The following is a 25,725-nucleotide window of genomic DNA, read 5'->3' on the forward strand; positions in this document are numbered from 1 at the left end:
GGGCAGTGAATCAACAGACCGAGCACGACGTCGATCCGACACTGTTCGAGCGCGTTCTCCTCATCGGGGGTGAGTGGGTCCCTGCCACCTCGGGGGAGACCCGAGACTGCATCGACCCCGCGACCGGTCGCGTCCTGGTGTCGGTCGACGAGGCCTCGCCGGACGACGCCCGCGCCGCCGTCGCCGCGGCCCGTGCCACCTTCGATCGCGGCGACTGGCCCGCAACCCCGGTCGCGGAACGCTGTGCGGTGCTCGACCGCGTGGCGGATCTCCTGCAGCGCGACAAGGAGCGACTGTCGGTCATCGAGACCCTCGACACCGGGAAGACGTTGGCGGAGAGCCGCATCGACATCGACGACGTCACCTCGGTGTTCCGGTACTACGCTCAGCTCGCCGCCGTCTCGAGCGATCGTCTCGTCGACGTGGGTGATCCTGCGGTCATCTCGCGCGTGGTGCACGAGCCGATCGGTGTCTGCGTGATGATCGCGCCCTGGAACTACCCTCTGCTGCAGATCTCGTGGAAGATCGCGCCTGCGCTGGCTGCCGGCTGCACGATGGTGCTCAAGCCGAGCGAGGTCACCCCGCTGAGCACCATCGCGTTCACCCATCTGCTGGAGGAAGCGGGGGTGCCGGACGGTGTCGTCAATCTGGTACAGGGCAGCGGCGCGACCATCGGGCCGGCGCTCACGGACAATCCGGACGTCGACTTCGTGTCGTTCACCGGTGGACTGGCGACCGGCAGTGCGATCCTCGCGAGTGCCGCGCCGCACGTGACCAAGGTGGCGGTGGAACTCGGGGGCAAGAATCCGCACATCGTGTTCGCGGACGCCGCCGACGAGGACACGTTCGACGCCTCCGTCGACCAGGTGCTCACCGGCGTCTTCCTGCACTCCGGCCAGGTGTGTTCGGCCGGAACACGTCTCATCGTCGAGGACTCGGTGGCGGATCGGTTCGTCGACGAGATCGTGCGCCGCGCCGAAGCCATCCGGATGGGACCGGGAACGGATCCGTCCAGCGAGACGGGGCCACTGGTCTCCACGACTCAGCGCGACAAGATGGAGGCGTTCGTCGAGACCGCCCTCGCGGAGGGTGCAGTTCTGCGCACGGGCGGCCGCGCACCGTCCGATCCGGCTCTGGCGGACGGAAGTTACTTCCTGCCCACGGTGTTCGACCACTGCTCTCGTGAGATGGACATCGTGCAGCTCGAGACGTTCGGGCCCATACTGACCGTCGAAAGGTTCACCACCGAGGAAGAGGCACTGCGACTGGGCAACGACACGGACTACGGTCTCGCGGCCGGTGTGCGCACCACCGATCCCGAACGCGGCGAACGCATGGTGCGCGGGCTGCGACACGGAACCGTGTGGCTCAACGACTTCGGGTACTACACGGCCGCGGCCGAGTGGGGCGGTTTCAAGAAGTCGGGCAACGGGCGCGAACTCGGGCCCGCGGGACTCCACGAGTACCAGGAGACCAAGCACATCTGGAACAACACCGCAGCACCTCGGGCGGAGTGGTTCGGCACCACCAGCTAGTTTCTTCCATTCTCACGTGAGCGAGGCGACATGGTGTCTTCCACTTCCGACGTCGAGGACGGCGGTCTCGGCGATTTCGGATACAAGGAATCTCTCGACCGCAGTCTGGGCAAGTTCGCGAGTTTCGCGGCCGGCGTCAGCTACATCTCGATCCTGACCGGCACGTTCCAGCTGTTCTACTTCGGATTCGGGTCCGCGGGCCCGGCTTATCTGTGGTCCTGGCCCATCGTCTTCGTCGGGCAGATGGCCGTGGCGCTGTGTTTCATGGAACTCGCGGCCAAGTATCCGGTGGCGGGCTCGGTCTACAACTGGGCGAAGCTGCTCGGCAGCCGCATCGTCGGATGGTCGTCGGGGTGGCTCATGCTCACCGCGTCGATCGTCACGTTGTCGGCGGTGGTGCTCGCCCTGCAGGTGAACCTGCCTCGGTTGTGGTCCGGCTTCCAGCTCATCGGGGACGGCACGGGGGAGTACGACTACGCCACCAATGCCGTCGTTCTCGGCACCATCATGATCGCGTTCACGACTCTGGTGAACGCCGCGGGCATCCGGTTGATGGCGCGGATCAACAGTGCCGGCGTCTTCATCGAACTCGTCGCGGCCGTGCTCATCGCCGTGATCCTGGCGTTCAACATTCAGCGCGGCCCGGAGATCTTCTTCTCCACCAACGGGTACGGAACCGAGGAGAGTGCCGGGTACCTGGGCGCGTTCCTCGTGGCGTCGCTGGCGTCGGGCTACGTGATGTACGGCTTCGACACGGCGAGCTCGCTCGGTGAGGAGACCGTCGAACCGCGGCGTACCGCCCCCAAGGCGATCCTGCGGGCCATCCTCGCGTCGTTCGTCATCGGCGGCGCCATCCTCGTGTTCGCCGTCATGGCGGCGCCGGATCTGAACGATCCCGAGCTGGGCACGCCGCAGGGTGGACTGCAGTCCATCGTCACCTCGGTGCTGTCCGGACCCCTGGGAACGGTGTTCCTGATCTGCATCCTGGTGGCCGTCACGGTGTGCTCGCTCGCGGTGCACACGGCGGCGATCCGCCTCACCTTCGCGATGGCGCGTGACAACGCGCTGCCGTTCGGCGAGCGGCTGGCCACCGTGCATCCGAAGTACCAGACGCCCGTGGTGCCCGCCGTCGTGATCGGTCTGCTCTCGATCCTGATCCTGGTGATCAACGTGGGGCAGCCCAAGATCTTCACGGTGCTCACGTCGATCGCGATCATCATGATCTACCTGGCGTATCTGATGGTCACGGGACCGCTCTTGAAGAAGCGACTGAAGGGCGAGTGGCCGCCGAAGGACCTGAAGGAGGGTGGCTACTTCACGATGGGTCGCTGGGGTCTGCCCGTCAACATCTTTGCGGTCGTGTGGGGCGCCGGTATGGCGCTGAATCTGGCGTGGCCGCGCGAAGCCGTCTACGGGACACCCTGGTACAACACCTGGGGTGCGTTCGTCTACATCGGTGTCATCCTCGGGCTCGGATATCTGTGGTACTTCACCGTCGGTCGCGGACACATCGGTACGTTGACGTCACACGCAGCGACCACCACAGCGGGTACGGCGGAAGGCGAGAAGGTATGACGGACGCGATCTTCGACTACGTCATCGCGGGCGGTGGAACAGCGGGATGTGTTCTCGCCGCACGCCTCAGCGAGGATCCCACCGTGACCGTGTGTCTAGTCGAGGCGGGACCCACGGACGTCGGGAACGACGACATCCTGGTGCTCGACCGGTGGATGCATCTGCTCGACTCCGGCTACGACTGGGACTATCCCGTCGAGCCGCAGGAACGCGGCAACAGCTTCATGCGCCACGCGCGGGCGAAGGTGTTGGGCGGCTGCTCGTCTCACAACTCGTGCATCGCGTTCCACCCACCGGCCGGGATCCTGGACGACTGGGAGGCCATGGGCGCCACGGGCTGGAACGCCGAGTCGATCCTCCCGTACGTCTCGCGCGTCACCGGACCGGTGACGCTGCGGGACGTTCCGCCACTCGATCCGTGTGGTGCCGCCGTCCTCGAGTCCGCGGCCGGCGTGGGACTGCCGACCGTGCAGTTCAATCGCGGTGAGACGGTGCTCAACGGGGCCGGCTGGTTCCAGATCAACTCGTCCGACGACGGGTTGCGCATGTCCACCTCGCACGCGTACCTGCATCCGATCATGGCGACGCGCCCCAATCTCGAGGTCCGCACGGGCTGCTGGGTCAGCGAGATCGTCATCGACGACTCGCTCACGGCCACCGGAGTGCGGTATCAGCGTCCTGATCTGACGGGGCACGACGTCGTCTCCGCACGCCGTGAGGTCATCGTCACCGCGGGTGCGATCGACACTCCGAAACTGTTGATGTTGTCGGGAATCGGGCCCTCGGTGCACCTGCGCGAGATGGGGATTCCGGTGCGTGTCGACTCGGCGGGCGTCGGCGCGAACCTCGACGACCACGTCGAGGGCCTGGTGTTCTGGGAGGCGTCGAAGCCGATGGTCACCACGTCGTCGCAGTGGTGGGAGATCGGCCTGTTCGCCACGACCGAGGACGATCTGACGTATCCGGACGTGATGATGCACTACGGCAGCGTGCCGTTCGACATGAACACCCTGCGCTGGGGCTACCCCACCACGGACAACGGCTTCTGCCTGACTCCCAATGTGACACAGGGCCGTTCACGCGGAACCGTCCGACTGCGCTCACGCGATTTCCGTGATCGCGCCAAGGTCGATCCGCGGTACTTCACCGACAGCGAGGGGCACGACGACCGCGTGATGCTCGCGGGTCTCAAGCTCGCTCGACGCATCGCCGACCAGCCGCAGCTGAAGGACTGGATCGCCCGCGAGTTGGCGCCGGGGCCGGACGCCGTCACCGACGACGATCTCCTCGACTACGTGCATCGCACTCACAACACCGTGTATCACCCGGCCGGCACCGCGAAGATGGGTGCCGCGTCGGATCCGATGGCGGTGCTCGATCCCGAATTGCGCGTCAAGGGCGTGCACAATCTGCGGGTGGTCGATGCGTCGGCGATGCCGAAGCTGCCGGCGGTGAACCCGAACATCACGGTTATGACGATGGCGGAACGGTGTGCCGACCTCGTCACCGGCTGACACGCTCGCAGAATTCCTCGCCGGTCACTCGCCGTTCGACTCGCTGACCAGAAGCGATCTCGCCGATCTGGCGGCGACGGCGTCCACCGCCGAGTACGCGGCGGGCGACGTCGTGGTCGGACCGGGTGTCGACGACATCGACGCGGTGTGGGTGGTGTGGTCCGGCAGCGTCGACCTGCTGCACCCCGACGACGTCGACGGCGCCGCGCCGCTCGACACGATCGAGCCGGGTGGGCTGTTCGGCTTCTCGGCCATGCTCGTCGGTCTGCGCACGACCTTCACGGCGACGGCGGCGCGGCCGTCGGTCGTCGTGCGCCTGCCGGGTCCGTCCGTGCGACCGGTGTTCGCGAGCCCTGCGGGCGTGACGTACCTGGCTCGCACGATCGCGCAGTCCTTCGGCGGCCGGTCCATCGCCTCACCGAGTCCCGACGGCGCCGGTCTGTCGGCGGCGCCCGGCGGCACCGCGGCCGCCCTCGTGCGTCGTGCGGCGGCGACCGTGGACGCCGACACCTCGATCCGCGACGCGGTCTGCCTGATGACGGAGCGCGGGTCGTCGTGCGTGGTGATCCCGACGACGCGGGGCCGGTACGGCATCTTCACCGATCGAGACCTGCGGACGCGGGTGGTCGCCGCCGGTGTGCCGGTGGACACGCGGATCGGATCCGTCATGACAGCGCCGGCGGCCGTGGTGGACGCGGACCGGACGCCCACCGGCGTCCTGTTCGAGATGCTCGAGCTCGGCGTGCAACACATGCCGGTCGTCGATGTCCGGGGCGGTCTGGTCGGTGTCCTCGAGAGCGCCGATCTGCTGGCCAACTCGACCACCCGCAGCTTCTCGTTGCGTCGGCACGTCGAGGCAGCCGTGTCCACCGACGCGTTGATCGAGGTGAGTGCGGGTCTGCGTCCGCTGATCGTCGATCTGTGGCGCACCGGGACCACCGCGGGGGCCGCGTCCGGGATCCTGTCCGTGGTGGTGGACGCCCTCGTCCGTCGTGCCGTGGAGCTGGCGATCGCGGCATCGCCGACCCCGCTCCGCGGCCGAGATCTCGCGTGGTTGTCGCTGGGAAGCGTCGGACGACGGGAGGCGATGCCGTCGTCCGACGTCGACAGCGCGTTGTCGTGGAGCGACGGCCTCGCCGGCCGAGAGGAGGCGCTCCGCCGCCTCGCCCGCGCCGTGCACCGCACGCTCGACGCCTGTGGACTGCCCGCCGACACCAACAACGCGATCGCGTCCAGCCCCCGCTTCGCCCGGTCGGCCTCCGCGTGGCGCGCGGCCGCGAGCGGCTGGCTCGACGACCCCCTGGGCGATCGCGGCATCGTCATGTCCTCGCTCCTGGTCGACGGCCGGGTGGTGTGGGGCGATCCCGATCTCCACTCGGTTCCGGACGCGTACCGCGAGATGGCCGTCGAGCATCCCGAGGCGCTGCGGCTCCAGCTCCGCGATGCGCTGGCCACCCGAGCACGGGTGCGGTCGGTGCGGGACGTGCTCGCGCGGCGCGGTACGACGGTGGATCTCAAGTCGCACGCGGTGTCGCCGATCGTGAACCTGGCGCGGTGGGGCGGTATGAGTGTCGGCGTCGCCTGCGCGTCGACACCCGCCCGGCTGACCGCGGCGGCGGGCAACGGATTGCTGTCGGAACTGGACTCACGCGTGCTCGTCGACGTGTTCGAGCGGCTGCAGCACCTGCGTTTCGGCCATCAGGTGAACTGCCTGAGCGACGGGCGCACCCCGACGGACGTCGTGGCCCTCGGTGAGCTGACACCCCTCGAGCGCAGCATGGTGATGGACGCGATCCGGGAGATCGCGTCGGTCCAGCGCAGGGTGGGCCACGTGGCGTCCACCGTCGGTGTCCCCGTGCCCCGCGCGGTGCGCGACCGCTGACACCCGGTGCCGGATAGAATCGGACACCATCATGGCTTCTTCCGAGATCTCCGTGTCCGACACGTCCGGCACCGACGACGGCGACGACGCGGGGAGAGCGGTGACGCGCGGTACCGCGGTGCAGTCGGTCGACCGCGCTCTCGAGGTCCTCGAGATCGTCGCTCGACTCGGGACGGCCGGTGTCACGGCCATCGCCGACGAACTCGGGGTGCACAAGTCCACCGTCTCGCGGCTGCTGGGGGTGTTGGACGCCCGCGGCTTCGTGGAGCAGGTGGGTGAACGGGGCAAGTACCGGCTGGGGTTCACCATCGTCCGCCTCGCCGGGTCCGCGACGGCCGAACGCGACCTCGCGAAGGCAGCGCAGGGCATCTGCGACATGTTGGCCGAGAAGGTGGGGGAGACCACCAACCTCGCGGTGCTCGACGAGGACCGCGCCGTGAACATCGTCAAGGCTCGGTCCGAGTCCGAGGTCGCGCTGCGTACGTGGGTGGGCCAGGGCAGCCCGGTCCACGCCACGTCGAGCGGGAAGATCCTCCTCAGCGGACTGTCGCGGGACGAGGTGCGTCGGCGGCTCCCGTCCCGGTTGGACTCCTTCACGGAGACCACGGTGACCTCGTCGACCGCGCTGGAGCAGGAGCTCGAGGCGGTGCGCTCGCGGGGCTGGGCCTCAGTGCGTGAGGAACTCGAGATCGGTCTGAACGCGGTGTCCGCGCCCGTGCGTGACCACACCGGGGACGTCGTGGCTGCGCTCAGCGTCTCGGGTCCGGCCTACCGGCTCGAACCGGACGACTTCGCGTCCGTCGCGGCGGACGCGATGAGTGCGGCCCTCGAGATCAGCCGCAAGCTGGGATACGGCGGCGACTGACACCATGACTTCTCACAGTCTCGGCGGTGAGTGTTACGAATGGAAACATACTTCAGGTATGGTTACGGAGTCCTTGACCTGATCGCCGATAGTTTCCTCGGCAGTTGGCGGTGTTGCGGTATGACCGGTCTCCACCCGCGCGGCGTGCTCGACGCACCGCCGTCGTCGGCGCTCCAGAGCGGTGTCGTCGCCGCGATCGACGCGGTGGCGCGGCGGAACCCGTCGAGTCTCGCGCTGGTCTCACCCGCCGACTCGATCACCTACGGCGAGCTCGCCGTGGCCGCCAGAAACCGCGGAGCCGCGCTGCGCCGTGCCCACTCCCGCGACCGCGTCCCGCTCGCCGTACTCGCCGACGGCTCGGTCGACGCGGTCACCTCCGTCCTGGCCGTCCTCGCCTCCGGGCATCCCCTGTTCGCCGTCGACGCCGAACTCCCCGACGTGCTCCGCGCGCACGCCTGCGCGGCCGTCGGCGCCGTACCGGCCGCGTCGGTGACGTTCGATGCTCGTCGCGACGCCGTCGTGGATCACGAGGGTGTCTGGTGGGAGTCGCCCGCCTGGGACCAGGGTCTCACCGAAGCCGGCCGGCCCACCGCACTCGACGCCTGGCGGCCCGCCCTCGTCGCGCTCGGTCCGGGCACGACCGGACGCGTCACCGTCACGCACGAGGAGTTGGCCGCGTCGGTGTCCGATCTCGCCGTCCGTGCGGGGCTCGCGCCGGGCACTCTCTTCGACCTGTCCCACCCGTCGGCCTCGGTCGCGGGTCTCGTCGGACTTCTGGCCGGTCTGGTCACCGGCTGCACCGTCAGCGCGCCCGGACGGGGATTTCCCGCGGCGGTGTGACGCCCGGGCCTCCGGTGCGATGCACGTCCGCGTCCGTCGGGGCACACTGTGGCGGTGACCGACGCCGCAGATCAGCCTGCACACCCGACCGTCGAGCACTCTCGGCTCGCCGAATCGCCCGGAGCACAGAGCGCCTGGCGTACCTGGGGCCCGTATCTCGCGGGCCGTCAGTGGGGCACCGTGCGCGAGGACTACTCCGAGGACGGCAACGCCTGGGAGTCCTTCCCCTTCGACCACGCCCGCTCGCGCGCCTACAGATGGGGCGAGGACGGCCTCGGGGGCATCTGCGACCGCTTCGGCTTCCTCAATTTCTCGGTGGCCCTGTGGAACCGGCGCGATCCGATCCTCAAGGAGCGGCTGTTCGGACTCACCAACGGTGAGGGCAATCACGGCGAGGACGCCAAGGAGTACTGGTGGGCGCTCGACGGAACGCCCACCCACAGCTGGATGACCTGGCTCTACCGCTACCCGCAGGCCGAGTACCCCTACGAGGGGCTGCGTGAGGCGAGCCGCGCGCGCACACGCATGGACCGCGAGTTCGAACTGGCCGACACCGGGGTGCTGGACGAGAACCGGTTCTTCGACGTGGTCGTCACCTACGCCAAGGCGTCGCCGGACGACGTGTGCATCGTCGTCGACGTCACCAATCACGGGCCCGAGGCCGCATCGGTCGACGTGGTGCCGCATCTGTGGTTGCGCAACACGTGGTCCTGGGGGCGCGACGATCGCACCGCCTCCATCGTCGACGTCACGGCGGACGCGCTTCCCGGAGACATGGCCGTGGTGCGTGCGGAGCACGGTTTTCTCGGCCGGTACCACCTCGCCGCTCAGGGTGATGCGCGAGTGCTGTTCTGCGACAACGAGACCAATGCGGTGGAGCTGTTCGGCGCCGCGGAGAACCTCTCGGCCTGGACGAAGGACGGCATCGGGCGGCGCATCGTCGAGGGCGACGAGTCGGCCGTCAATCCGGACGGCACGGGGACGAAGAGTGCGTTCTGGTACTCGCTCGACGACGTGGCGCCCGGCGAGACCCGCAGCATCCGTCTCCGGTTGAGCACCGCGGTGCCGGACTCGTTCACGTTCGGCCCCGGCTTCGACGCGGTCCTCGCCGACCGACGGTACGAGGCGGACCAGTTCTACGACCACGTCATCGGCCCGGATCTGTCCGCGGCCGACCGCCACGTCGCACGGCGCGCCTACGCCGGCCTGCTGTGGTGCAAACAGCTCTACCGCTACGACGTACGCGAGTGGGCGCAGGGTGATCCGGTGGGAGCGTCGGCGCCGCAGTCGCGACTCGACGCGACCGCCCGCAACCATGCCTGGTCGCACTTCTCGCTCGCGGACGTCGTCTCCATGCCGGACGAGTGGGAGTACCCGTGGTTCGCCGCATGGGATCTCGCCTTCCACACCATCCCGCTGGCGCACGTCGACCCGGACTTCGCCAAGGAACAGCTCGTGCTCATGTGTCGCGAGTGGGCGATGCACCCCAACGGTCAACTGCCCGCGTACGAGTGGGAGTTCGGAGACGTCAACCCGCCGGTCCACGCGTGGGCGGTGTGGCAGGTCTACCGCATCGACGGACACCGCGACCGTGAGTTCCTGGTCCGGGTGTTCACCAAGCTGTTGTTGAACTTCTCGTGGTGGGTCAACCGCAAGGACGCGGGCGGCTCCAACATCTTCGAGGGCGGCTTCCTCGGGATGGACAACATCGGGATGTTCAACCGCTCGGAGCCACTGCCTCCCGGTTTCCGACTCGAGCAGTCCGACGCGACCAGTTGGATGGCGTTCTACTGCCAGCAGATGTTCAAGATCGCGATCGAACTGGCACGCCACGACTCCGCCTGGGACGACGTCGCGACGAAGTTCTTCGCGCATTTCCTGTCCATCGCGGAGGCCGTGGGATCCTTCGGGTCGGCGCAGATGTCGCTGTGGCACGAGGAGGACGGATTCTTCTACGACGTCCTCGCCCCACCGCACGGTGACGCGGTGCCGCTGCGGGTGCGCTCGATGGTGGGCCTCCTGCCGATCCTGGGGGCCACCGAGATCCCGTCGTGGGTGCCGAAGGAGTGTCCGGACCTGACGTCTCGCTTGCGGTGGTTGCAGCACCGGAGACCGGATCTGGTGTCCCCGATGATGTCGCGCAACGACAACGGGACCTGGCGCATGCTCCTCGCCCTCGTGGATCCCGATCGGCTGCGGCGCATCCTCGAGCGCATGTTCGACAGCGACGAGTTCCTGTCGTCCTTCGGTATCCGGTCGCTGTCCGCGTCCTACCGCGACGGCGTCACGATGGAGGTCGAGGGCCGATCACTGTCCATCGAGTACGAGCCGGGGGAGTCCCGCACGTCGATGTTCGGCGGGAACTCGAACTGGCGCGGCCCGGTGTGGTTCCCCGTCAACGTGCTGCTCGCCGACAAGCTCCGCGCCTACGGTCGCTACTTCGGCGACACGTTCACCATCGAGATCCCCACCGGGTCCGGCGTGCAGCACACCCTGGTCGAGGCCGCCGAGATCATCGAGAACGGCCTCGCGGACCTGTTCCGCGTGCGCGGATCCGGTCGGCCGTCGGACGGCGATCGCATCGAGTCCTCGGACGATCCGCTGTGGTCGGAGCATCCGACCTTCAGCGAGTACTTCGACGGGGACACCGGAGAGGGGCTCGGCGCCAGCCATCAGACCGGCTGGACCGCTCTGGTCGCGCATCTTCTCAATCCCAGAGTGCCGCAACCGCCGACGCCGCCGGGTTAACGTGGCGGCATGAAGATTCGCGGAGCTGTCCTGGAAGAGATCGGCCGTTCGCGGCCGTTCGCGGAGTCGCGTCCCCTGACGGTGTCCGAGCTCGAGCTCGATCCTCCCGGTGAGGGGGAGATCCTCGTACGCATCGAGGCGGCGGGGTTGTGCCACTCCGATCTGTCTGTGGTCGACGGCAACCGCGTGCGCCCCGTCCCGATGCTGCTGGGGCACGAGGCCGCGGGCATCGTCGAGGGCGTCGGCCCGGGGGTCGATCTCGCGCTCGGCACGCGCGTGGTGATGACCTTCCTGCCTCGATGCGGTGAGTGCTCGGGGTGCCGGTCGAACGGGCGCACACCGTGCATCCCCGGGAGCGCGGCCAACAACGCCGGCACTCTGCTCGGCGGAGACGTGCGGCTGCGCCGCGACGGCGTCGAGATCAAGCACCATCTCGGGGTGTCCGGTTTCGCGACGCACACGGTGGTGGACCGCCGGTCGGTGGTGCCCGTGGGCGACGACGTCCCGCCGGCCGTCGCCGCGGTGCTCGGGTGCGCGGTGCTCACCGGCGGCGGCGCACTGCTGAACGCCGCGTCCCTCACCGAGGGCGACACCATCATGGTGGTGGGGCTCGGCGGAGTGGGCATGGCCGCGGTGCTCACCGCGGCCTCGCTCGGACTGGGCGACGTCATCGGGGTCGATTCGATGCCGGAGAAGCTGGAGACGGCCCGCGAGTTGGGCGCCACGTCCGTGTACACCCCGCAGGAACTGGCCGAGTCCGGCGTGCGTGCCCAGATCGTCGTGGAGGCCGCCGGCAACGCGCGCGCCTTCGAGACCGCTCTCGCTGCCACGGCTCCGGGCGGCACCACCGTGACAGTGGGCCTGCCGTCGCCCGACGCCCGAGCGTCGATCTCGCCCCTCACGCTCGTGGCCGAGGCGCGGACCATCGTCGGGAGCTACCTCGGGTCCGCCGTTCCCGAACGGGACATTCCGACGTACGAGCAGATGTGGCGCGAGGGCCGCTTCCCGGTGGAGAAACTGGTGTCCTCACGCATCACGCTCGACGGGATCAACCGGGCGATGGACGAACTGGCGGACGGCAAGGCGATTCGTCAGGTCATCGAGTTCGACCACTAGGCTGTCCCCGACGGTTCCAGGTGAGGGGTGAACAGGTGACAGAGGCGATACGTGTCGGAGTACTCGGCGCGGCCGGCAAGGTCGGCCAGGCGGTGTGCGAGGCCGTCGAGGCCGCGGCCGACACGGAGCTCGTCGCTCGCGTGGACAAGGACGACCGGCTCGAGACGTTCGCCGAGAACGGCGCGCAGGTCGTGGTCGACTTCACCCATCCCAGTGTCGTCATGGACAACCTGCAGTACCTGATCGGCGCCGGGATCCATGCCGTCGTGGGCACCACCGGGTTCGACGACGAGCGACTCGATCAGGTGCGGTCCTGGCTCGCGGACTCGCCCGCGACCGGAGTGCTCATCGCTCCCAACTTCGCCATCGGCGCCGTGCTGTCGATGGCGTTCGCGCAGCAGGCGGCACGCTTCTTCGACTCGGTCGAGGTGATCGAGCTGCACCACCCGAACAAGGCGGACGCGCCGTCCGGCACCGCGTACCGCACGGCGGCGCTCATCGCGGACGCGCGGCGCGCGGCGGGAGTGGGCCCGAGTCCCGACGCGACCACCACCGAACTCGACGGTGCGCGCGGCGCCGACGTCGACGGAGTGCGTGTGCACTCCGTGCGCCTCGCCGGTCTGGTGGCGCACCAGGAGGTGCTCCTGGGAACGCAGGGCGAGACTCTCACCATCCGGCACGACTCGATCGACCGCACCTCCTTCACTCCCGGTGTGTTGCTGGGCGTCCGGTCCATCGCGGCGCGGCCCGGGTTGACGTTGGGCATCGAACCGCTGATGGATCTGTGATGAGCAGCGGGAAGTCCGGAGGACGGTCGGAGTGAGCAAGTATTCGCGAGTGGTCGCGATCATCGCCGTGATGGTGTTGGTTCTCGGCGTCTACTTCGTCATTCTGGGCGGGCGCGGGATCGACTTCATCCAGCTCGGCGGTCCGGTGAACATCGGGCTGGGTATCGGTGTGCTGATCCTTCCGCTGCTGGGCCTGTGGATCGTGGCGGCGACGCTGCGGGCGGGTTTCCGGCACCAGCACCTCGCCCGTCGGATTCACGACGAGAATCTCGAGCTGGACGTCGACGACCTTCCGCGCATGCCGTCCGGGCGCATCGAGCGCGGCGCGGCGGATTCGCTCTTCGCGGACGTCAAGGCGGAGTACGAGAAGTCGCCCGACGACTGGCGCACGAACTACCGTCTCGCCCGTGCGTACGACTACGCGGGCGATCGCGGGCGCGCACGCGAGATCATGCGGCGCGCCGTGGAACTCGAGCGCACCGAGAGCGCGTGACCGTCCTGCTGGTGGTGCACCACACGGTGTCGCCGCCCATGGCGGAGATGCTCGAGGCGGTGCTGGCCGGGGCGCGGGATCCGGACATCGAGGGCGTCGACGTCCGGGTGCGCCCGGCCCTGGGTGCCACGATCGCCGACGTGGTCGACGCGGACGGCATCCTCCTCGGCACTCCCGCGAACTTCGGGTACATGTCGGGTGCTCTCAAGCATTTCCTCGACACGGTGTACTACCCGACGCTCGGGTCGATGAACGGAAAGCTCTGGGGCGCCTGGGTGTACGGCAACAACGACACTGCGGGCGCGGTGCGCGCACTGACGAGCATCGTGAGCGGATGGGGCCTCGAGCCGGCCGCGGTGCCCGTCGAGGTGACCGGGTTCGACGCCGCTGCGCGGGAACGGCTCGTCGAACTCGGTGGCACGGTGGCCGCGACGATCATGCCTGCCTGATCACTCCGGAAGGGTCAGCGGGGATGCGGGATCCGGCGCGCTCTCGACGAACGCCGGCGGGTTCGCCGTGTCGAACGTGGTGGGCAGGGTCGCGCACGTCGCGCCGGGCTCCGGGAAAGTGTTCGGATTCAGGCGCAGTGCCGAGACGAAACGGTCGATGCGCTCGTCGTCGCTGCTCTCCACTGCCAGGCGATGCCCCCACGACTGCAGCGAGATCCGGCGATCCATGCCCGGATACGGCGACATCATCAGGTACGGCTCGCCCTCCACCCGCGCGGCCAGGGCTGCGATCTCGCCGTCGTCGAGCGCTGCGGGGTCGTATGCGATCCACACGGCACCGTGTTCGAGGGAGTGCACCATGTTCTCGGTGCGCACGGCCTCCGGATAGACCACGCCGGTGCACGTCGCCCACGCGTTGTCGTGTCGACCGCCCATCGGCGGTGAGAAGGCGTACGCCACACGGTAGTTCGGCAGTACGTGGTAGGCGGGCGGGTAGTCGACCACCTCGATGCCGTCGAGCGCGAGAGAGGGGTCGGGATTGTCGGCGGTGGGCACCCACGCGTCGGCCGTCGGACGTCCCTCGACGGCCCTGCCGCAGCCCCCGGCGAGGAGGGCGGCCGACAGGATCAGGGGAACGAGCGCCGACCGATGCATGATTCGAGAGTATCCGTCCGGCCGCACCGTCCTGCTCGTCAGCCGTTCCGCACCACCGCGACGACGAAGACGCGTCGGAACGGGAAGAAGGTGGTCCCGTCGGATCGTGCCGGGTAGGCCTCGGCCAACAACGGAGCGAGGTCGTCGCGGAACTCGTCCCGACCCTTCTCGTCGAGGAGGTCGAAGATCGGGGTGAGAGCGGTGCCGGAGACCCAGTCGAGAACGGGCCGGGCACCACGGAGTTGCTGGACGTACGTGGTCTCCCAGGCGTCCACGGCGCAACCCCGGGCGGCCAGCAGGTCGGCGTACTGCTCGGGATCGTCCACGGCGTTCGCGTGCCGCAGCTCGAGAGTGGGAAGTCGCGGTGCCCAGGCGTCCGATGTCGCGAGGTCCCGGATGATGCGGTGCGACGGTGCATCGAAATTGCCGGGCATCTGGACGGCGATCACGGCACCGTCCGGCAACTGGCCGGGCCAGCGCGCCAGCAGTTCCCGGTGTTCGGGCACCCACTGCAGAGTCGCGTTGGAGACGACGACGTCGGTGTCGGAGGACGGCACCCAGTCCCGCACGTCGAGCACGGTGGCGTCCAGACCGGCAGCGCGCGCGGCCGCGACCATGTCCGGCGAGTTGTCCGACGCCTCGACGGCGGCGTCCGGCCAGCGGTGCGCGAGCAACGCCGTCGCATTGCCCGGGCCGCAGCCGAGATCGGCGACGCGCCGGGGACTCCCGACAGAGATGCGTGCGAGCAGTTCGCGGAACGGACGGGTGCGCTCGTCGGCGAAGGTGAGGTAGTCGGACGGGCTCCACATGATGGCTCCTTCGACGGGCCGGCAAACAGTACGCTTGTACTGTTACGCACGTTACGCCGGAGTGAGCAGTACTGTCCACCGGCGCTACGGTCGCTGGACACGTGAGGGTGAGGAGGCTGCCGGTGCCGCACACGAGTGCGCCGCGATCAGGTGTGGCGTTGCTCGTCGTCGCCGCCGTGCTGTGGGGGACCGGCGGTGTTCTCGGAACCGCGCTGGGTCGCTCCGCGGACCTCCCGTCCACCGCGGTCGCCGCGTACCGGCTCGGCCTCGGCGGGCTGATGCTCCTCGCGGTCGTGGCCGCGACCGGGGGCGTCCTGCCGCGCGGCCGACCTGTGTGGCGTCGCATCGCCGTCATCGGAACACTCGCCGCGGTCTTCCAGGGTGCCTACTTCGCGGCCACCATCACGGCGGGCGTGGCGGCCGCGACCCTGGTGACCATCGGGTCGGCTCCCGTGGTGGTCGTCCTCGTGGAGTCGCTGACGGCACGTCGCCGCCCGGCGGGTGCCGTCGTGCGGACCGTCGTCGTCGGTGTCGCGGGGCTCGGGCTGCTCGTCGGTTCCCCGGCCGACGGCGATCTGCGGTCCACCGTCGTGGGCGGCGCTCTGGCGGTGGTGTCGGGCAGTGCGTTCGCGACGATGACCCTCGTCGGTCGTCGACATGCCGCGCAGGGCGACGACACCGTCGTCACCGGATGGTCGTTCGTGCTGGGCGGGGCGCTGCTCGCGGTGGCAGCGACAGCCACGGACCGCACGGCGCTGCTCCCGGTCGTGTCGGTGACGAGCATTCTCCTCGTGCTCAGCTTCGCCCTCGTCCCGACGGCTGTGGCCTACAGCGCGTACTTCCGCGGACTGCGGACCGCGGCGGCGTCGACGGCGGCGGTCGTCGCACTCCTCGAACCTCTCACCGGTACCGTCCTGGCAGTGATCCTGCTGGACGAACGACTCACGGCGGTGGGCGCCGTCGGTGCGGTGCTGCTCCTGGTGTCCGTCGTCGACGCCGGAGTGACCCACGCCCGGACGAACGCGGGCGGTGCCCATGCGTGAGCTGTCCGCGGCGGCAGCGCGTCGCACGGCCGTCGCGGCCCAGGGCTTCGGTCGAGCGCGGTCCGGTGCGGTCTCCGGCAGGCGCGCGGTGGCGGGTGTGGTGCGCTCGACGAAGTTGCTGCAGATCGATTCGGTGTCCGCGGCGGTGCGGGCGCACTACGCGCCGGTGTTCAGTCGTGTCGGCCCCTACGACCGTCAGGCGCTGGACGATGCGGCGTGGACCGACACGGCGCGATCGCCGCGCCTGCTCGTCGAGTACTGGGCGCACGAGGCGGCATTCCTGCCCGTCGCCGAGTGGCCGCTGATGCGGTGGCGGATGGATCAGTACGAGCACGGTCGGTGGGGCGGCGCCGCGAGGGTCGCTGCGCGCAGTCCCGGACTGGTGGAGGACGTGCTCGACGCGATCCGCGACCAGGGGCCCGTCACCGCGCGAGAGCTCGAAGTTCTGTTGGATCGCCGGAGACCCGGCCCCAAGGGGCCGTGGTGGGACCACAGTGACGTCAAGGTGGTGTGCGAACAGCTCTTCGCCGGCGGCGTGTTGTCGGTACCGCGGCGGGAACGGTTCACGAGGCTGTACGACCTCGCCGAGCGCGTGCTGCCCCCGGACGTCGTGTCGCGACGGGTGGACGAGGTGGACGCGGTGCGTCAGCTCGTCGAGAAGTCGGCCGAGGCGATGGGGGTCGCCACGGCGGCCGACCTGCGCGATCACTACCGGCTGTCGGCGGCCCAGACCACTCGGGCCGTGGCCGACCTGGTGGACGCGGGCGTGCTGGTGCCCGTGACCGTGACCGGGTGGCGGGATCAGGCTTTCCTGCATCGAGACACCCGGGTACCGCGGTCGGTCGAGTCGGCCGCACTGCTGTGCCCGTTCGATCCGCTGATCTTCGGGCGTCCGCGCACCGAGCGTCTCTTCGACTTCCACTACCGCATCGAGATCTACACGCCCGAGCCGAAGCGGACGTACGGGTACTACGTCTTCCCGTTCCTGCTGCACGACGAGCTCGTCGCCCGCGTCGACATCCGGGTCGATCGCTCCGCCGGAGTGCTCACGGTGCCCGGTGCGTTCACCGAGCCCTCCGTCGACGCCCGCGGCCGCCGTGGCGAGGTGGCGGCGGCGCTGGCCGCGTCGGTGACGGAGATGGCGCGATGGCTGGACGTGGCCGACGTCGTGGTCGGTGACCGTGGTGATCTCGCGGCCGACCTGGGCCGCGAGGTACGCGCCGTCTCTCGATGACTCCGCCACCCCATAGTCTGTGTCGAATGTCCCAGCGTCCAGTGTCAGAGCATCGAGCCGGTGCCCCGTTGTCCGTTCAGCTCGTGGCCGCGACGTCCTTCACCCCTCCGTCGGAGGTGCCGTGGGGGACCGACGCCGACGGCGGTCAGGCGTTGGTCGAGTTCGCCGGCCGGGCCTGCTACCAGAGCTGGTCGAAGCCCAATCCGCGCACCGCGACCAACGCCGGGTATCTCAACCATCTACTGGCCGTGGGGAACTGGTCGGTGTTCGAGCACGCGTCCGCGAGTTTCTACATCACCGGCATCTCACGATCCTGCAGTCACGAGTTGATCCGGCACCGCCACTTCTCCTTCTCTCAGCTCTCCCAGCGTTCGGTGTCCGAACGCGACGCGCTGATGGTCGTGCCTCCAGCTCTCGAGTCCGACGCGACGTTGCGTGAGTTGTTCCAGAATGCGACCGACTCGTCCCGTGCCGCGTACGACGCGTTGCTGTCCGCACTCGAAGCGGAGACCGGTGCGGACTCGCCTGCGGTCGTCGCCGGGAAGCAGGCGCGGCAGGCCGCGCGCTCAGTGCTCCCGAACGCCGTGGAGACGCGCCTGGTGATGACCGGGAACTACCGGTCGTGGCGGCATTTCGTCACCATGCGGGCCTCCGAGCACGCGGATCTCGAGATCCGACGGCTCGCGGTGGCCTGCCTGCGGCGCCTCGTCGAGGTCGCACCCGACGTCTTCGCCGACTTCGAGATCGAGACACTGGCCGACGGAACGGAAGTCGCCAGGAGTTCGTACGCGGGGGAATAGGCGGCGCGGGTCGTGGGGGTCCGGCGGCCGGACGGGGACCGGGTAACCTTCCTGACCATGACCATCGGTGACACCGCGAGGACTGTCGACGCTGCGGGGACTGTCGACACTGCGGCACGAGTGCAGACGAGCAGCACGCCCTCGCCGTTCGGTGCCGTCTCCGTCGCGATGGTGACACCGTTCACTCCGGACGGTGCTCTCGACATCGACGCCTCCGTCGCACTGGCCGCGCATCTGGTCTCGAGCGGGTGCGACAGCCTCGTGATCTCGGGAACGACGGGCGAGTCGCCGACCACGACGGATCGCGAGAAGGCCGACCTGCTGCGCGCCGTGGTCGCTGCCGTCGGAGATCGCGCTCGCATCGTCGCCGGCGCCGGTACCAACGACACCGCGCACAGCATCGAACTCGCTCGTGCCGCCGCCGACGCCGGGGCACACGGACTGCTCGTCGTCACCCCGTACTACTCGCGCCCGCCGCAGGCCGGCCTGTACGCCCACTTCGTCGCCGTGGCCGACTCGACCGATCTGCCCGTCATGCTGTACGACATCCCGCCCCGCTCGGTGGTGCCGATCGAGACGGAGACGTTGCGTCGCCTCGCCGATCATCCGCGCATCCTCGCCGTCAAGGACGCGAAGGGCGACCTCGCCGCGGGAGCCGAACTCATCGCCTCGACCGGTCTCGAGTACTTCTCGGGCGACGACCCGCTCAACCTGCCCTGGCTGTCCGTCGGGGCCGTCGGCTTCGTCAGCGTCATCGGGCACCTCGTGCCCGGCAAGCTCCGGGATCTCCACTCCGCCTGGGCCGCGGGCGACATCGCCGCAGCGCAAGCCATCAACGTCGGTCTGCTCCCGATCGTGCGGTCGTTCGCCCGACTCGGCGGCGTCACGGGCTCCAAGGCGGGCCTTCGTCTTCTCGGCATCGACGTGGGGGAGCCCCGTCTGCCGCAAGTTCCACCGTCCACCGATCAGATCGATGCTCTGGCAGCCGATCTTCACCGTGCAGGAGTTCTTTGATGACTCGACCGCCCAGGCGGCGCAGTGCCACCCGTAGTGCCGGACCGCCCGCGGAACTTCCTCCGCAGGAACAGCAGCCCGCTCCTCCTGCACCGAAGGCCGAGGCCGCGCCCGTGCAGGACGCCCCCGCGGCGCAGGCGCCGGCGAAAGCCGCTCCCGTGAAGGAGGCGCCCGTGAAGGACGCGCCGACCGGCCGCGACCGCCAGTCGGGCGGCTCGCGATCGTCGAACGGCAACTCGGGCTCGGGTGGGGGCCGCGGTCCTCGGTCGCGTCCCGCGCGCACCCCGCAGAACTCCGCTGCCATCCAGCGACCCGATGCGCGCACGGTCGTGGACAAGACGCAGCGACTCGGAGCTCCGCCCAAGGCACCGAAGAACGGTCTCCGCGTCGTCGCCCTCGGCGGCATCGGCGAGATCGGCCGCAACATGACGGTCTTCGAGCACAAGGGCAAGCTGCTCATCGTCGACTGCGGTGTGCTCTTCCCCGAGGACGCACAGCCCGGTGTCGACCTGATCCTCCCGGACTTCCGTCACATCGAGAACCGGATGGACGACGTGGTCGCCCTGGTGCTCACCCACGGTCACGAGGACCACATCGGTGCCGTGCCGTTCCTGCTGCGCCTGCGCCCGGACATCCCGGTCATCGGCTCCAAGTTCACGTTGGCGCTGCTGGCGGCGAAGTGCCGTGAGCACCGCCAGAAGCCGAAGCTCGTCGAGGTGCGCGAGGGCGAGAGCACGAACCACGGACCGTTCGAGCTCGAGTACTTCGCGGTCAACCACTCGATCCCCGACGCGCTCGCCGTCGCCATCCGTACCGATGCCGGTGTCGCGCTGCACACCGGCGACATCAAGCTCGACCAGCTGCCGCTCGACGGCCGCCTGACCGATCTCGGCGGGTTCTCGCGACTCGGCGACGAGGGTGTCGACCTCTTCCTGGTGGACTCCACCAATGCCGAGGTGCCCGGATTCGTCACGCCCGAGCGTGAGATCGGCGGTGTCCTGGACACGGTCATCGGCAAGGCCAGGAACCGCGTGATCGTCGCGTCGTTCGCGAGCCACGTGCACCGCATCCAGCAGGTCATCGACGTCGCACACCGCTACAACCGCAAGGTCGCCTTCGTCGGGCGGTCGATGGTGCGCAACATGGCCATCGCCCAGGAGCTCGGGTACCTGACGGTGCCCTCGGGTGTCGAGGTCGACATGGACACCGCGACGAAACTCGCGGACGACAAGCTGGTCCTGGTCTCCACCGGCTCGCAGGGCGAGCCGCTCTCCGCGCTGTCCCGGATGGCGCGGGGTGAGCATCGTCAGATCAACATCCGCGCCGACGACCTGGTCGTCCTCGCGTCGTCGCTGATCCCCGGCAACGAGAACTCCGTGTTCGCCGTCGTCAACGGGCTCGCGAAGCGTGGCGCCAAGGTGGTCACGCAGCAGAGCGCCAAGGTGCACGTCTCCGGCCATGCGTCGGCCGGCGAGCTGCTGTACCTCTACAACGCGGTCCGTCCCACCAACGCGATGCCCGTACACGGCGAGTGGCGGCACCTGCGCGCCAATGCCGCTCTCGCGGTGTCGACGGGTGTGCCGGAGGAGCGCGTGGTGTTGGCCGAGGACGGCGTCGTCGTGGATATGGTCGACGGCCTCGCCGAGATCGTCGGCCAGGTGCCGGTCGGCCACGTGTACGTCGACGGCCTGTCCGTCGGCGACGTGGGCGACTCGACGTTGTCCGACCGCCTCGTCCTCGGTGAGGGCGGCTTCATCGCCATCACCATGGCCGTGGACACCACCACCGGCAAGTCCGTCGGCACTCCCGAAGTCTCGGGTCGCGGCTTCTCCGACGATCCCGCGGCACTGAAGGAAGCGGCGCAGCTGGTCGAGGCGGAGTTGGTGCGTCTCGCCGGCGAGGGTGTGCGGGACACGCACCGCATCGCGCAGTCGGTCCGCCGCATCGTCGGTCGCTGGGTGGCGGACAAGTACCGCCGCAAGCCGATGATCGTGCCGACCGTGCTCGAGGTCACGCCGAGCTGACACGGTCGCACTCGACAGGCCGGCCCCGGGGACACCCCGGCGCCGGCCTGTCGTGTCTCTCGCCCCGTCGTCGGCCGGCTAGGCGAGCAGGTTGTACAGACCGACGAGGCCCAGCAGGACGATGCAGGCACGCAGCACCCGCGGTGACAGACGCCGGCCGTACCGTGCTCCCACCGCGCCGCCGATCAGGGAGCTGACGGCGATGAGACCGGCTGCCGCCCAACTGATCCGGTCGAAGGCGAAGATGATGAACGATGCCGCCGCCACGACGTTGACCACGAGCGACAGCAGATTCTTGGCCGCGTTCATGCGCTGGATGTTCTCCGGCAGCAACGCGCCCATGACGCCCATCAGCAGAATGCCCTGGGCCGCGGTGAAGTAGCCGCCGTAGACACCCACGGCGAACGTCCCGATCACCAGCAGCACGAAGCGTCCGCGGCCGATCCCGGCGGCGGTGTCCGGCTCGGAGCGCTTCTGGGCCCAGGCCTGGATGCGGGGGCCGGTGACCACCAGGACCAGCGCCAGGATCAGCAGCACCGGAACCACGGCGGTGAAGGTCTTCTCGGGCAGGTGCTGCAGGAGCCAGGCACCGAGCACGCCGCCGAGCAGCGATCCGGGGAGCTGCCAGCGCAACCGCGACCACTGGCCGCGTAGTTCGCGTCGGTAGCCCCATGCGCCGGAGGCGCTGCCTGCCACCAGTCCGATCGCATTGCTCATGGTCGCCGTGACGGGTGGGTAACCGAAGGCGATGAGAGTGGGGAACGTGATGAGCGTTCCTGACCCGACGACGGCGTTGATGCCACCGGCGGCGAACCCCGCGAGCAGCACGAGGACTATTTCGGAGACGGGCACACCGGCGACCGTACGACACGGCTAGATTCGTGTGTCATGAGCCTTGCGCACGACGAACGTCTGGAACTGGCCGACACGATGGCGAAGGTCGGTCCGGACGCTCCCACCCTGTGCGGTGACTGGACCGTCCGGGATCTTGCGGCGCATCTGGTGATCCGCGAACGCCGCCTGGATGCGGCTCCGGGCATCTTCCTACCGCCGCTGGCGGGGTACACGCGCCGCGTGCAGGACTCGGTCGCCGCGGGGGAGTGGGTGGGTCTCGTCGACGACGTGCGCACGGGACCTCCGGTGTGGTCGCCGTACAAGCTCCTCGACGCGCAGATCAACCTCGGGGAGATGTTCGTCCACCACGAGGACGTCCGGCGGGCCGACGGATCCGCACCGACTCCGCGAGAACTGAGCGCCGAGATGCAGACCGCCCTGTGGGGTCTGCTGGGTCTGCTCGGCCGTGTCGCCTACAGGGGAGCCCCCGTGGCCGTGGACGTGGAGACCCCGGACGGTCGTCGGCGGACGTTCGGGAAGAAGTCGGCCTCGCGCCGGGTGGCGCTGCGCGGGGAGCCGTCGGAGCTGGTGCTGCATGCGTTCGGCCGCGATGCGGTGGTGCTGGAGTTCGACGGCGACCAAGCGGACGTCGCCGCGGTGAAGGGCCTCGACCGCGGCGTGTGACAGCGGTCGAGCTGTTACTGGTGTTGCGGATGGTCCGGATGGGGTCGACCGACTAGCCTGACGGGTATGGCAGGCAAGACGAGTACGCGCGCGTCCCGATCCGGCGCGGCCGGATCGAGCAAGGCAGGCACCGGCACGAGTGGTGCCTCCACCGGACGCGGGCGGACGGTCACGACGCCGCGCAAGCCCACCGCCCCCCGGTCGTCCACCGGGCGCACCCCGGCGACTCGCTCGTCCGGTACCGCACGGTCGTCGTCCGGAGCCCGACCTCGCAGCGCCCCCAAGCGCACGATCTCGCCCGGTCGCGCGGCCCTGAACTCCGTGGGTCGCGGCATCGGCAAGGGGTGGGGCCTCGCCGCGCGCGGACTCGGTGCCACCACTCGCACCGTCGGCAAGGCCGCCGACATCGAACACGGCCACCGCCGCGACGGCATCGCCCTCGGGTGCCTCGCGGTCAGCGTGGTCGTCGCCGCCGGTCTCTGGTTCTCGGCCGGTGGCCCGGTCGGGGAGTGGATCGAGATCGGGCTGCGCGCCGTCGTCGGCAGCGCGGCCATCCTGCTGCCGCTGCTCGGCATCGGCGTCGCCGTAGCCCTGATGCGGACCGAACCCGCTCCCGACGACCGCCCCCGGCTCGTCCTCGGGTCTCTGCTCGTCGGCCTGCCGATGCTCGGACTCTGGCATCTGGGTTCCGGATCACCGGACGACCTGGCCGGGCGTGCGTCCGGCGGCGGCTTCGTCGGCTTCGTCGTCGGCGGTCCGCTCAGCAGCGGGGTCACCGTCTGGCTCGCCGTGCCGCTGCTCCTGCTCGCGGTCCTGTTCGGCGTCCTTCTCCTCACCGGGACGACCGTGCGCGACATCCCCGCGCGTCTGCGGACCCTGTTCGGTACGGCGAACCGCGGCGACGAGTACAGCGACTACGAGGACTGGGAGGAGGAGTCGCACCTCGGTGACTTCGCACCGAACGGGTACGACTCCGCGGGCTACGGCTCCTCGTACGACGAGTACGACCCGGCCCTGTTCGACGCCGACGGCTACCCGGTCGACGAGAAGCCGGCGAGGTCGCGCCGCCGCCGATCGTCCGCGCCGACCGACGCGTACCCGGTGGAGGAGTCGGCACCGGTGGACGACGCTCCCACCGAGTACGTGCCGGTGCCGCCGCCCGTCCGCACGCGTGCGAAGGAACCGGTGGTCGAGCCGACGCCGAAGCCGAAGCCCGCTCCGGTCGTCGCGGCGACTCCGGCGAAGCCGAAGGAGGACGACAAACTCGTCGTGGACCGGGTCGTCGACGGCGACTACGTCCTGCCCTCGCTGTCCCTGCTGATCGACGGCGACCCGCCGAAGACGCGCAGCCAGGCGAACGACGCGATGATCGAGGCGATCTCCGAGGTCCTCGAGCAGTTCAAGATCGACGCCGCCGTCACCGGCTTCACCCGCGGACCGACGGTCACGCGCTACGAGGTCGAGCTCGGACCGGGCGTCAAGGTCGAGAAGATCACGGCGCTCGCCCGCAACATCGCGTACGCGGTGGCCACCGACAACGTGCGTCTGCTGGCCCCCATCCCCGGCAAGTCGGCGGTGGGCATCGAGGTGCCCAACTCCGACCGCGAGATGGTCCGCCTGGCCGACGTGCTGACGGCGCCCTCGACCCGCAAGGATCACCATCCTCTGGTCATCGGCCTCGGCAAGGACATCGAGGGCGACTTCGTCAGCGCCAACCTCGCGAAGATGCCGCACCTCCTGGTGGCGGGCTCCACCGGCTCGGGCAAGTCGAGCTTCGTCAACTCCATGCTGGTGTCGTTGCTCGCGCGGGCGACGCCGGAGGAGGTCCGGATGATCCTCATCGACCCCAAGATGGTCGAGCTGACCCCGTACGAGGGGATCCCGCACCTCATCACGCCGATCATCACGCAGCCGAAGAAGGCTGCCGCGGCCCTCGCCTGGCTGGTCGAGGAGATGGAGCAGCGCTACCAGGACATGCAGGCAAACAGGGTGCGCCACGTCGATGACTTCAACAAGAAGGTGAAGTCGGGCGAGATCACCGCACCGCTCGGCAGCGAGCGCGTCTACAAGCCCTACCCGTACATCCTCGCGATCGTCGACGAGCTCGCGGACCTGATGATGACCGCGCCGCGGGACGTGGAGGAGGCGATCGTCCGCATCACGCAGAAGGCGCGCGCGGCCGGCATCCACCTCGTGCTCGCGACCCAGCGCCCGTCCGTCGACGTCGTCACGGGCCTGATCAAGACCAACGTCCCGTCCAGGCTCGCGTTCGCCACGTCGTCGCTGACCGACTCCCGCGTCATCCTGGATCAGCAGGGTGCGGAGAAGCTCATCGGTATGGGCGACGCCCTGTTCCTGCCGATGGGCGCGGGCAAGCCCACCCGTCTGCAGGGCGCCTTCATCACCGACGAGGAGATCACCGCGGTCGTCGACTTCGCCAAGAACCAGGCGGAGCCGGAGTACCAGGAGGGCGTCACCGCGCAGAAGGCCGCGGAGAAGAAGGACGTCGACGCCGACATCGGCGACGATCTCGACGTGCTGCTCCAAGCCGTCGAACTCGTCGTGACGAGTCAGTTCGGCTCGACGTCCATGCTGCAGCGTAAGTTGCGCGTCGGCTTCGCCAAGGCCGGCAGGCTCATGGATCTGATGGAGACGCGCGGCGTGGTCGGCCCGAGCGAGGGATCGAAGGCCCGCGACGTCCTGGTCAAGCCCGACGAGTTGGACGGGCTGCTGTGGTCGATCAAGGGCGGGGATCCGGGAGAGTCGGACAATCCGGACGAGTGACGGTGGCCCCGTTGTGAATTGACTCTCACGCTAGCTGAGT

Annotated in this window: 21 protein-coding genes; 18 read left to right on the plus strand and 3 right to left on the minus strand. The window is 69.3% G+C overall.

Features of this window, described 5'->3' with window-relative positions; genetic code table 11:
* Positions 1–5 precede the first annotated feature (5 nt).
* From J4E04_RS09645 to J4E04_RS09695, 11 genes are all read left to right on the plus strand, one after another.
* Positions 6–1,535: an aldehyde dehydrogenase family protein gene (locus J4E04_RS09645; protein ID WP_051613194.1), complete on the plus strand. Its 1,530-nt coding sequence runs from the start codon at positions 6–8 to the stop codon at positions 1,533–1,535.
* Between the two features lie 30 nt (positions 1,536–1,565).
* The gene (locus J4E04_RS09650; protein ID WP_027505096.1) at positions 1,566–3,110 is read left to right on the plus strand and encodes an APC family permease; all 1,545 of its coding nucleotides are present in this window, start codon (positions 1,566–1,568) and stop codon (positions 3,108–3,110) included.
* Complete coding sequence (locus tag J4E04_RS09655) at positions 3,107–4,624, plus strand: GMC family oxidoreductase (RefSeq protein ID WP_027505097.1); 1,518 nt, start codon at positions 3,107–3,109, stop codon at positions 4,622–4,624. Before J4E04_RS09650 ends, J4E04_RS09655 begins: the two co-directional genes overlap by 4 nt.
* Positions 4,602–6,506, plus strand: coding sequence for a DUF294 nucleotidyltransferase-like domain-containing protein (locus tag J4E04_RS09660; protein ID WP_490150407.1), 1,905 nt, complete (start codon positions 4,602–4,604; stop codon positions 6,504–6,506). The genes J4E04_RS09655 and J4E04_RS09660 overlap by 23 nt, the downstream gene beginning before the upstream one ends.
* A gap of 31 nt (positions 6,507–6,537) precedes the next feature.
* The gene (locus J4E04_RS09665; protein ID WP_037185313.1) at positions 6,538–7,371 is read left to right on the plus strand and encodes an IclR family transcriptional regulator; all 834 of its coding nucleotides are present in this window, start codon (positions 6,538–6,540) and stop codon (positions 7,369–7,371) included.
* 120 nt (positions 7,372–7,491) lie between these two features.
* The gene (locus tag J4E04_RS09670) at positions 7,492–8,211 is read left to right on the plus strand and encodes an AMP-binding protein (protein WP_056444942.1); all 720 of its coding nucleotides are present in this window, start codon (positions 7,492–7,494) and stop codon (positions 8,209–8,211) included.
* A gap of 54 nt (positions 8,212–8,265) precedes the next feature.
* Positions 8,266–10,959: an MGH1-like glycoside hydrolase domain-containing protein gene (locus J4E04_RS09675; protein WP_056445300.1), complete on the plus strand. Its 2,694-nt coding sequence runs from the start codon at positions 8,266–8,268 to the stop codon at positions 10,957–10,959.
* A gap of 9 nt (positions 10,960–10,968) precedes the next feature.
* Positions 10,969–12,075 carry a zinc-binding dehydrogenase gene (locus J4E04_RS09680; RefSeq protein WP_490150408.1) on the plus strand — a complete coding sequence of 369 codons (1,107 nt, stop codon included), beginning with the start codon at positions 10,969–10,971 and terminating at the stop codon, positions 12,073–12,075.
* 35 nt (positions 12,076–12,110) lie between these two features.
* Positions 12,111–12,863: a 4-hydroxy-tetrahydrodipicolinate reductase gene (gene dapB / locus J4E04_RS09685; protein WP_027505103.1), complete on the plus strand. Its 753-nt coding sequence runs from the start codon at positions 12,111–12,113 to the stop codon at positions 12,861–12,863.
* Positions 12,864–12,933: 70 nt separating this feature from the next.
* On the plus strand, positions 12,934–13,356 hold the full coding sequence (locus J4E04_RS09690; protein ID WP_197027766.1) for a hypothetical protein: 423 nt from the start codon (positions 12,934–12,936) through the stop codon (positions 13,354–13,356).
* Entirely contained in the window at positions 13,353–13,805 is a 453-nt protein-coding gene (locus J4E04_RS09695) for a flavodoxin family protein (protein ID WP_490150409.1), read from the plus strand. The genes J4E04_RS09690 and J4E04_RS09695 overlap by 4 nt, the downstream gene beginning before the upstream one ends.
* Here J4E04_RS09695 and J4E04_RS09700 read toward each other — a convergent pair whose 3' ends face one another.
* Together J4E04_RS09700 and J4E04_RS09705 are read right to left on the minus strand one after the other, a co-directional pair.
* Positions 13,806–14,459 carry a thioredoxin-like domain-containing protein gene (locus J4E04_RS09700; RefSeq protein ID WP_490150410.1) on the minus strand — a complete coding sequence of 218 codons (654 nt, stop codon included), beginning with the start codon at positions 14,457–14,459 and terminating at the stop codon, positions 13,806–13,808.
* 38 nt (positions 14,460–14,497) lie between these two features.
* Entirely contained in the window at positions 14,498–15,268 is a 771-nt protein-coding gene (locus J4E04_RS09705; protein WP_056444928.1) for a trans-aconitate 2-methyltransferase, read from the minus strand.
* Between the two features lie 122 nt (positions 15,269–15,390).
* Between J4E04_RS09705 and J4E04_RS09710 the strand changes: the two genes are divergently transcribed.
* From J4E04_RS09710 to J4E04_RS09730, 5 genes are read left to right on the plus strand one after another with little or no spacing between them, the layout of a single operon-like run.
* Positions 15,391–16,311, plus strand: coding sequence for a DMT family transporter (locus tag J4E04_RS09710; RefSeq protein ID WP_222649176.1), 921 nt, complete (start codon positions 15,391–15,393; stop codon positions 16,309–16,311).
* Positions 16,304–17,545, plus strand: a complete 1,242-nt coding sequence (locus tag J4E04_RS09715; RefSeq protein ID WP_490150411.1) for a winged helix-turn-helix domain-containing protein — start codon at positions 16,304–16,306, stop codon at positions 17,543–17,545. The genes J4E04_RS09710 and J4E04_RS09715 overlap by 8 nt, the downstream gene beginning before the upstream one ends.
* Positions 17,546–17,571: 26 nt before the next feature.
* On the plus strand, positions 17,572–18,345 hold the full coding sequence (thyX, locus tag J4E04_RS09720) for an FAD-dependent thymidylate synthase (RefSeq protein ID WP_222645317.1): 774 nt from the start codon (positions 17,572–17,574) through the stop codon (positions 18,343–18,345).
* 57 nt (positions 18,346–18,402) lie between these two features.
* Entirely contained in the window at positions 18,403–19,359 is a 957-nt protein-coding gene (gene dapA, locus J4E04_RS09725; protein WP_081821173.1) for a 4-hydroxy-tetrahydrodipicolinate synthase, read from the plus strand.
* Positions 19,359–21,383, plus strand: coding sequence for a ribonuclease J (locus tag J4E04_RS09730; protein ID WP_027505112.1), 2,025 nt, complete (start codon positions 19,359–19,361; stop codon positions 21,381–21,383). The genes dapA and J4E04_RS09730 overlap by 1 nt, the downstream gene beginning before the upstream one ends.
* A 78-nt stretch (positions 21,384–21,461) precedes the next feature.
* Here the strand turns inward: J4E04_RS09730 and J4E04_RS09735 are convergent, their stop codons facing one another.
* On the minus strand, positions 21,462–22,235 hold the full coding sequence (locus J4E04_RS09735; protein ID WP_056444919.1) for a sulfite exporter TauE/SafE family protein: 774 nt from the start codon (positions 22,233–22,235) through the stop codon (positions 21,462–21,464).
* Positions 22,236–22,271: 36 nt separating this feature from the next.
* Between J4E04_RS09735 and J4E04_RS09740 the strand changes: the two genes are divergently transcribed.
* Together J4E04_RS09740 and J4E04_RS09745 are read left to right on the plus strand one after the other, a co-directional pair.
* A complete protein-coding gene (locus J4E04_RS09740; RefSeq protein ID WP_056444917.1) occupies positions 22,272–22,901 on the plus strand; it encodes a TIGR03085 family metal-binding protein in 630 nt (209 codons plus the stop codon).
* Positions 22,902–22,967: 66 nt separating this feature from the next.
* On the plus strand, positions 22,968–25,685 hold the full coding sequence (locus J4E04_RS09745; RefSeq protein ID WP_490150412.1) for a DNA translocase FtsK: 2,718 nt from the start codon (positions 22,968–22,970) through the stop codon (positions 25,683–25,685).
* The last annotated feature ends 40 nt before the right edge of the window (positions 25,686–25,725 follow it).

The sequence above is a fragment of the Rhodococcus sp. NFXS4 genome (genome assembly GCF_058139645.1).

Excerpts from the sequence above, each read along its gene's own strand:
- J4E04_RS09650 (WP_027505096.1), top strand. The coding sequence starts at position 1,566 with ATGGTGTCTTCCACTTCCGACGTCGAGGACGGCGGTCTCGGCGATTTC.
- J4E04_RS09655 (WP_027505097.1), top strand. The coding sequence starts at position 3,107 with ATGACGGACGCGATCTTCGACTACGTCATCGCGGGCGGTGGAACAGCG.
- J4E04_RS09665 (WP_037185313.1), top strand. The coding sequence starts at position 6,538 with ATGGCTTCTTCCGAGATCTCCGTGTCCGACACGTCCGGCACCGACGAC.
- J4E04_RS09670 (WP_056444942.1), top strand. The coding sequence starts at position 7,492 with ATGACCGGTCTCCACCCGCGCGGCGTGCTCGACGCACCGCCGTCGTCG.
- J4E04_RS09680 (WP_490150408.1), top strand. The coding sequence starts at position 10,969 with ATGAAGATTCGCGGAGCTGTCCTGGAAGAGATCGGCCGTTCGCGGCCG.
- J4E04_RS09690 (WP_197027766.1), top strand. The coding sequence starts at position 12,934 with ATGGTGTTGGTTCTCGGCGTCTACTTCGTCATTCTGGGCGGGCGCGGG.
- J4E04_RS09700 (WP_490150410.1), bottom strand. The coding sequence starts at position 14,459 with ATGCATCGGTCGGCGCTCGTTCCCCTGATCCTGTCGGCCGCCCTCCTC.
- J4E04_RS09705 (WP_056444928.1), bottom strand. The coding sequence starts at position 15,268 with ATGTGGAGCCCGTCCGACTACCTCACCTTCGCCGACGAGCGCACCCGT.
- J4E04_RS09715 (WP_490150411.1), top strand. The coding sequence starts at position 16,304 with ATGCGTGAGCTGTCCGCGGCGGCAGCGCGTCGCACGGCCGTCGCGGCC.
- thyX (WP_222645317.1), top strand. The coding sequence starts at position 17,572 with ATGTCCCAGCGTCCAGTGTCAGAGCATCGAGCCGGTGCCCCGTTGTCC.
- dapA (WP_081821173.1), top strand. The coding sequence starts at position 18,403 with ATGACCATCGGTGACACCGCGAGGACTGTCGACGCTGCGGGGACTGTC.
- J4E04_RS09730 (WP_027505112.1), top strand. The coding sequence starts at position 19,359 with ATGACTCGACCGCCCAGGCGGCGCAGTGCCACCCGTAGTGCCGGACCG.
- J4E04_RS09740 (WP_056444917.1), top strand. The coding sequence starts at position 22,272 with ATGAGCCTTGCGCACGACGAACGTCTGGAACTGGCCGACACGATGGCG.
- J4E04_RS09745 (WP_490150412.1), top strand. The coding sequence starts at position 22,968 with ATGGCAGGCAAGACGAGTACGCGCGCGTCCCGATCCGGCGCGGCCGGA.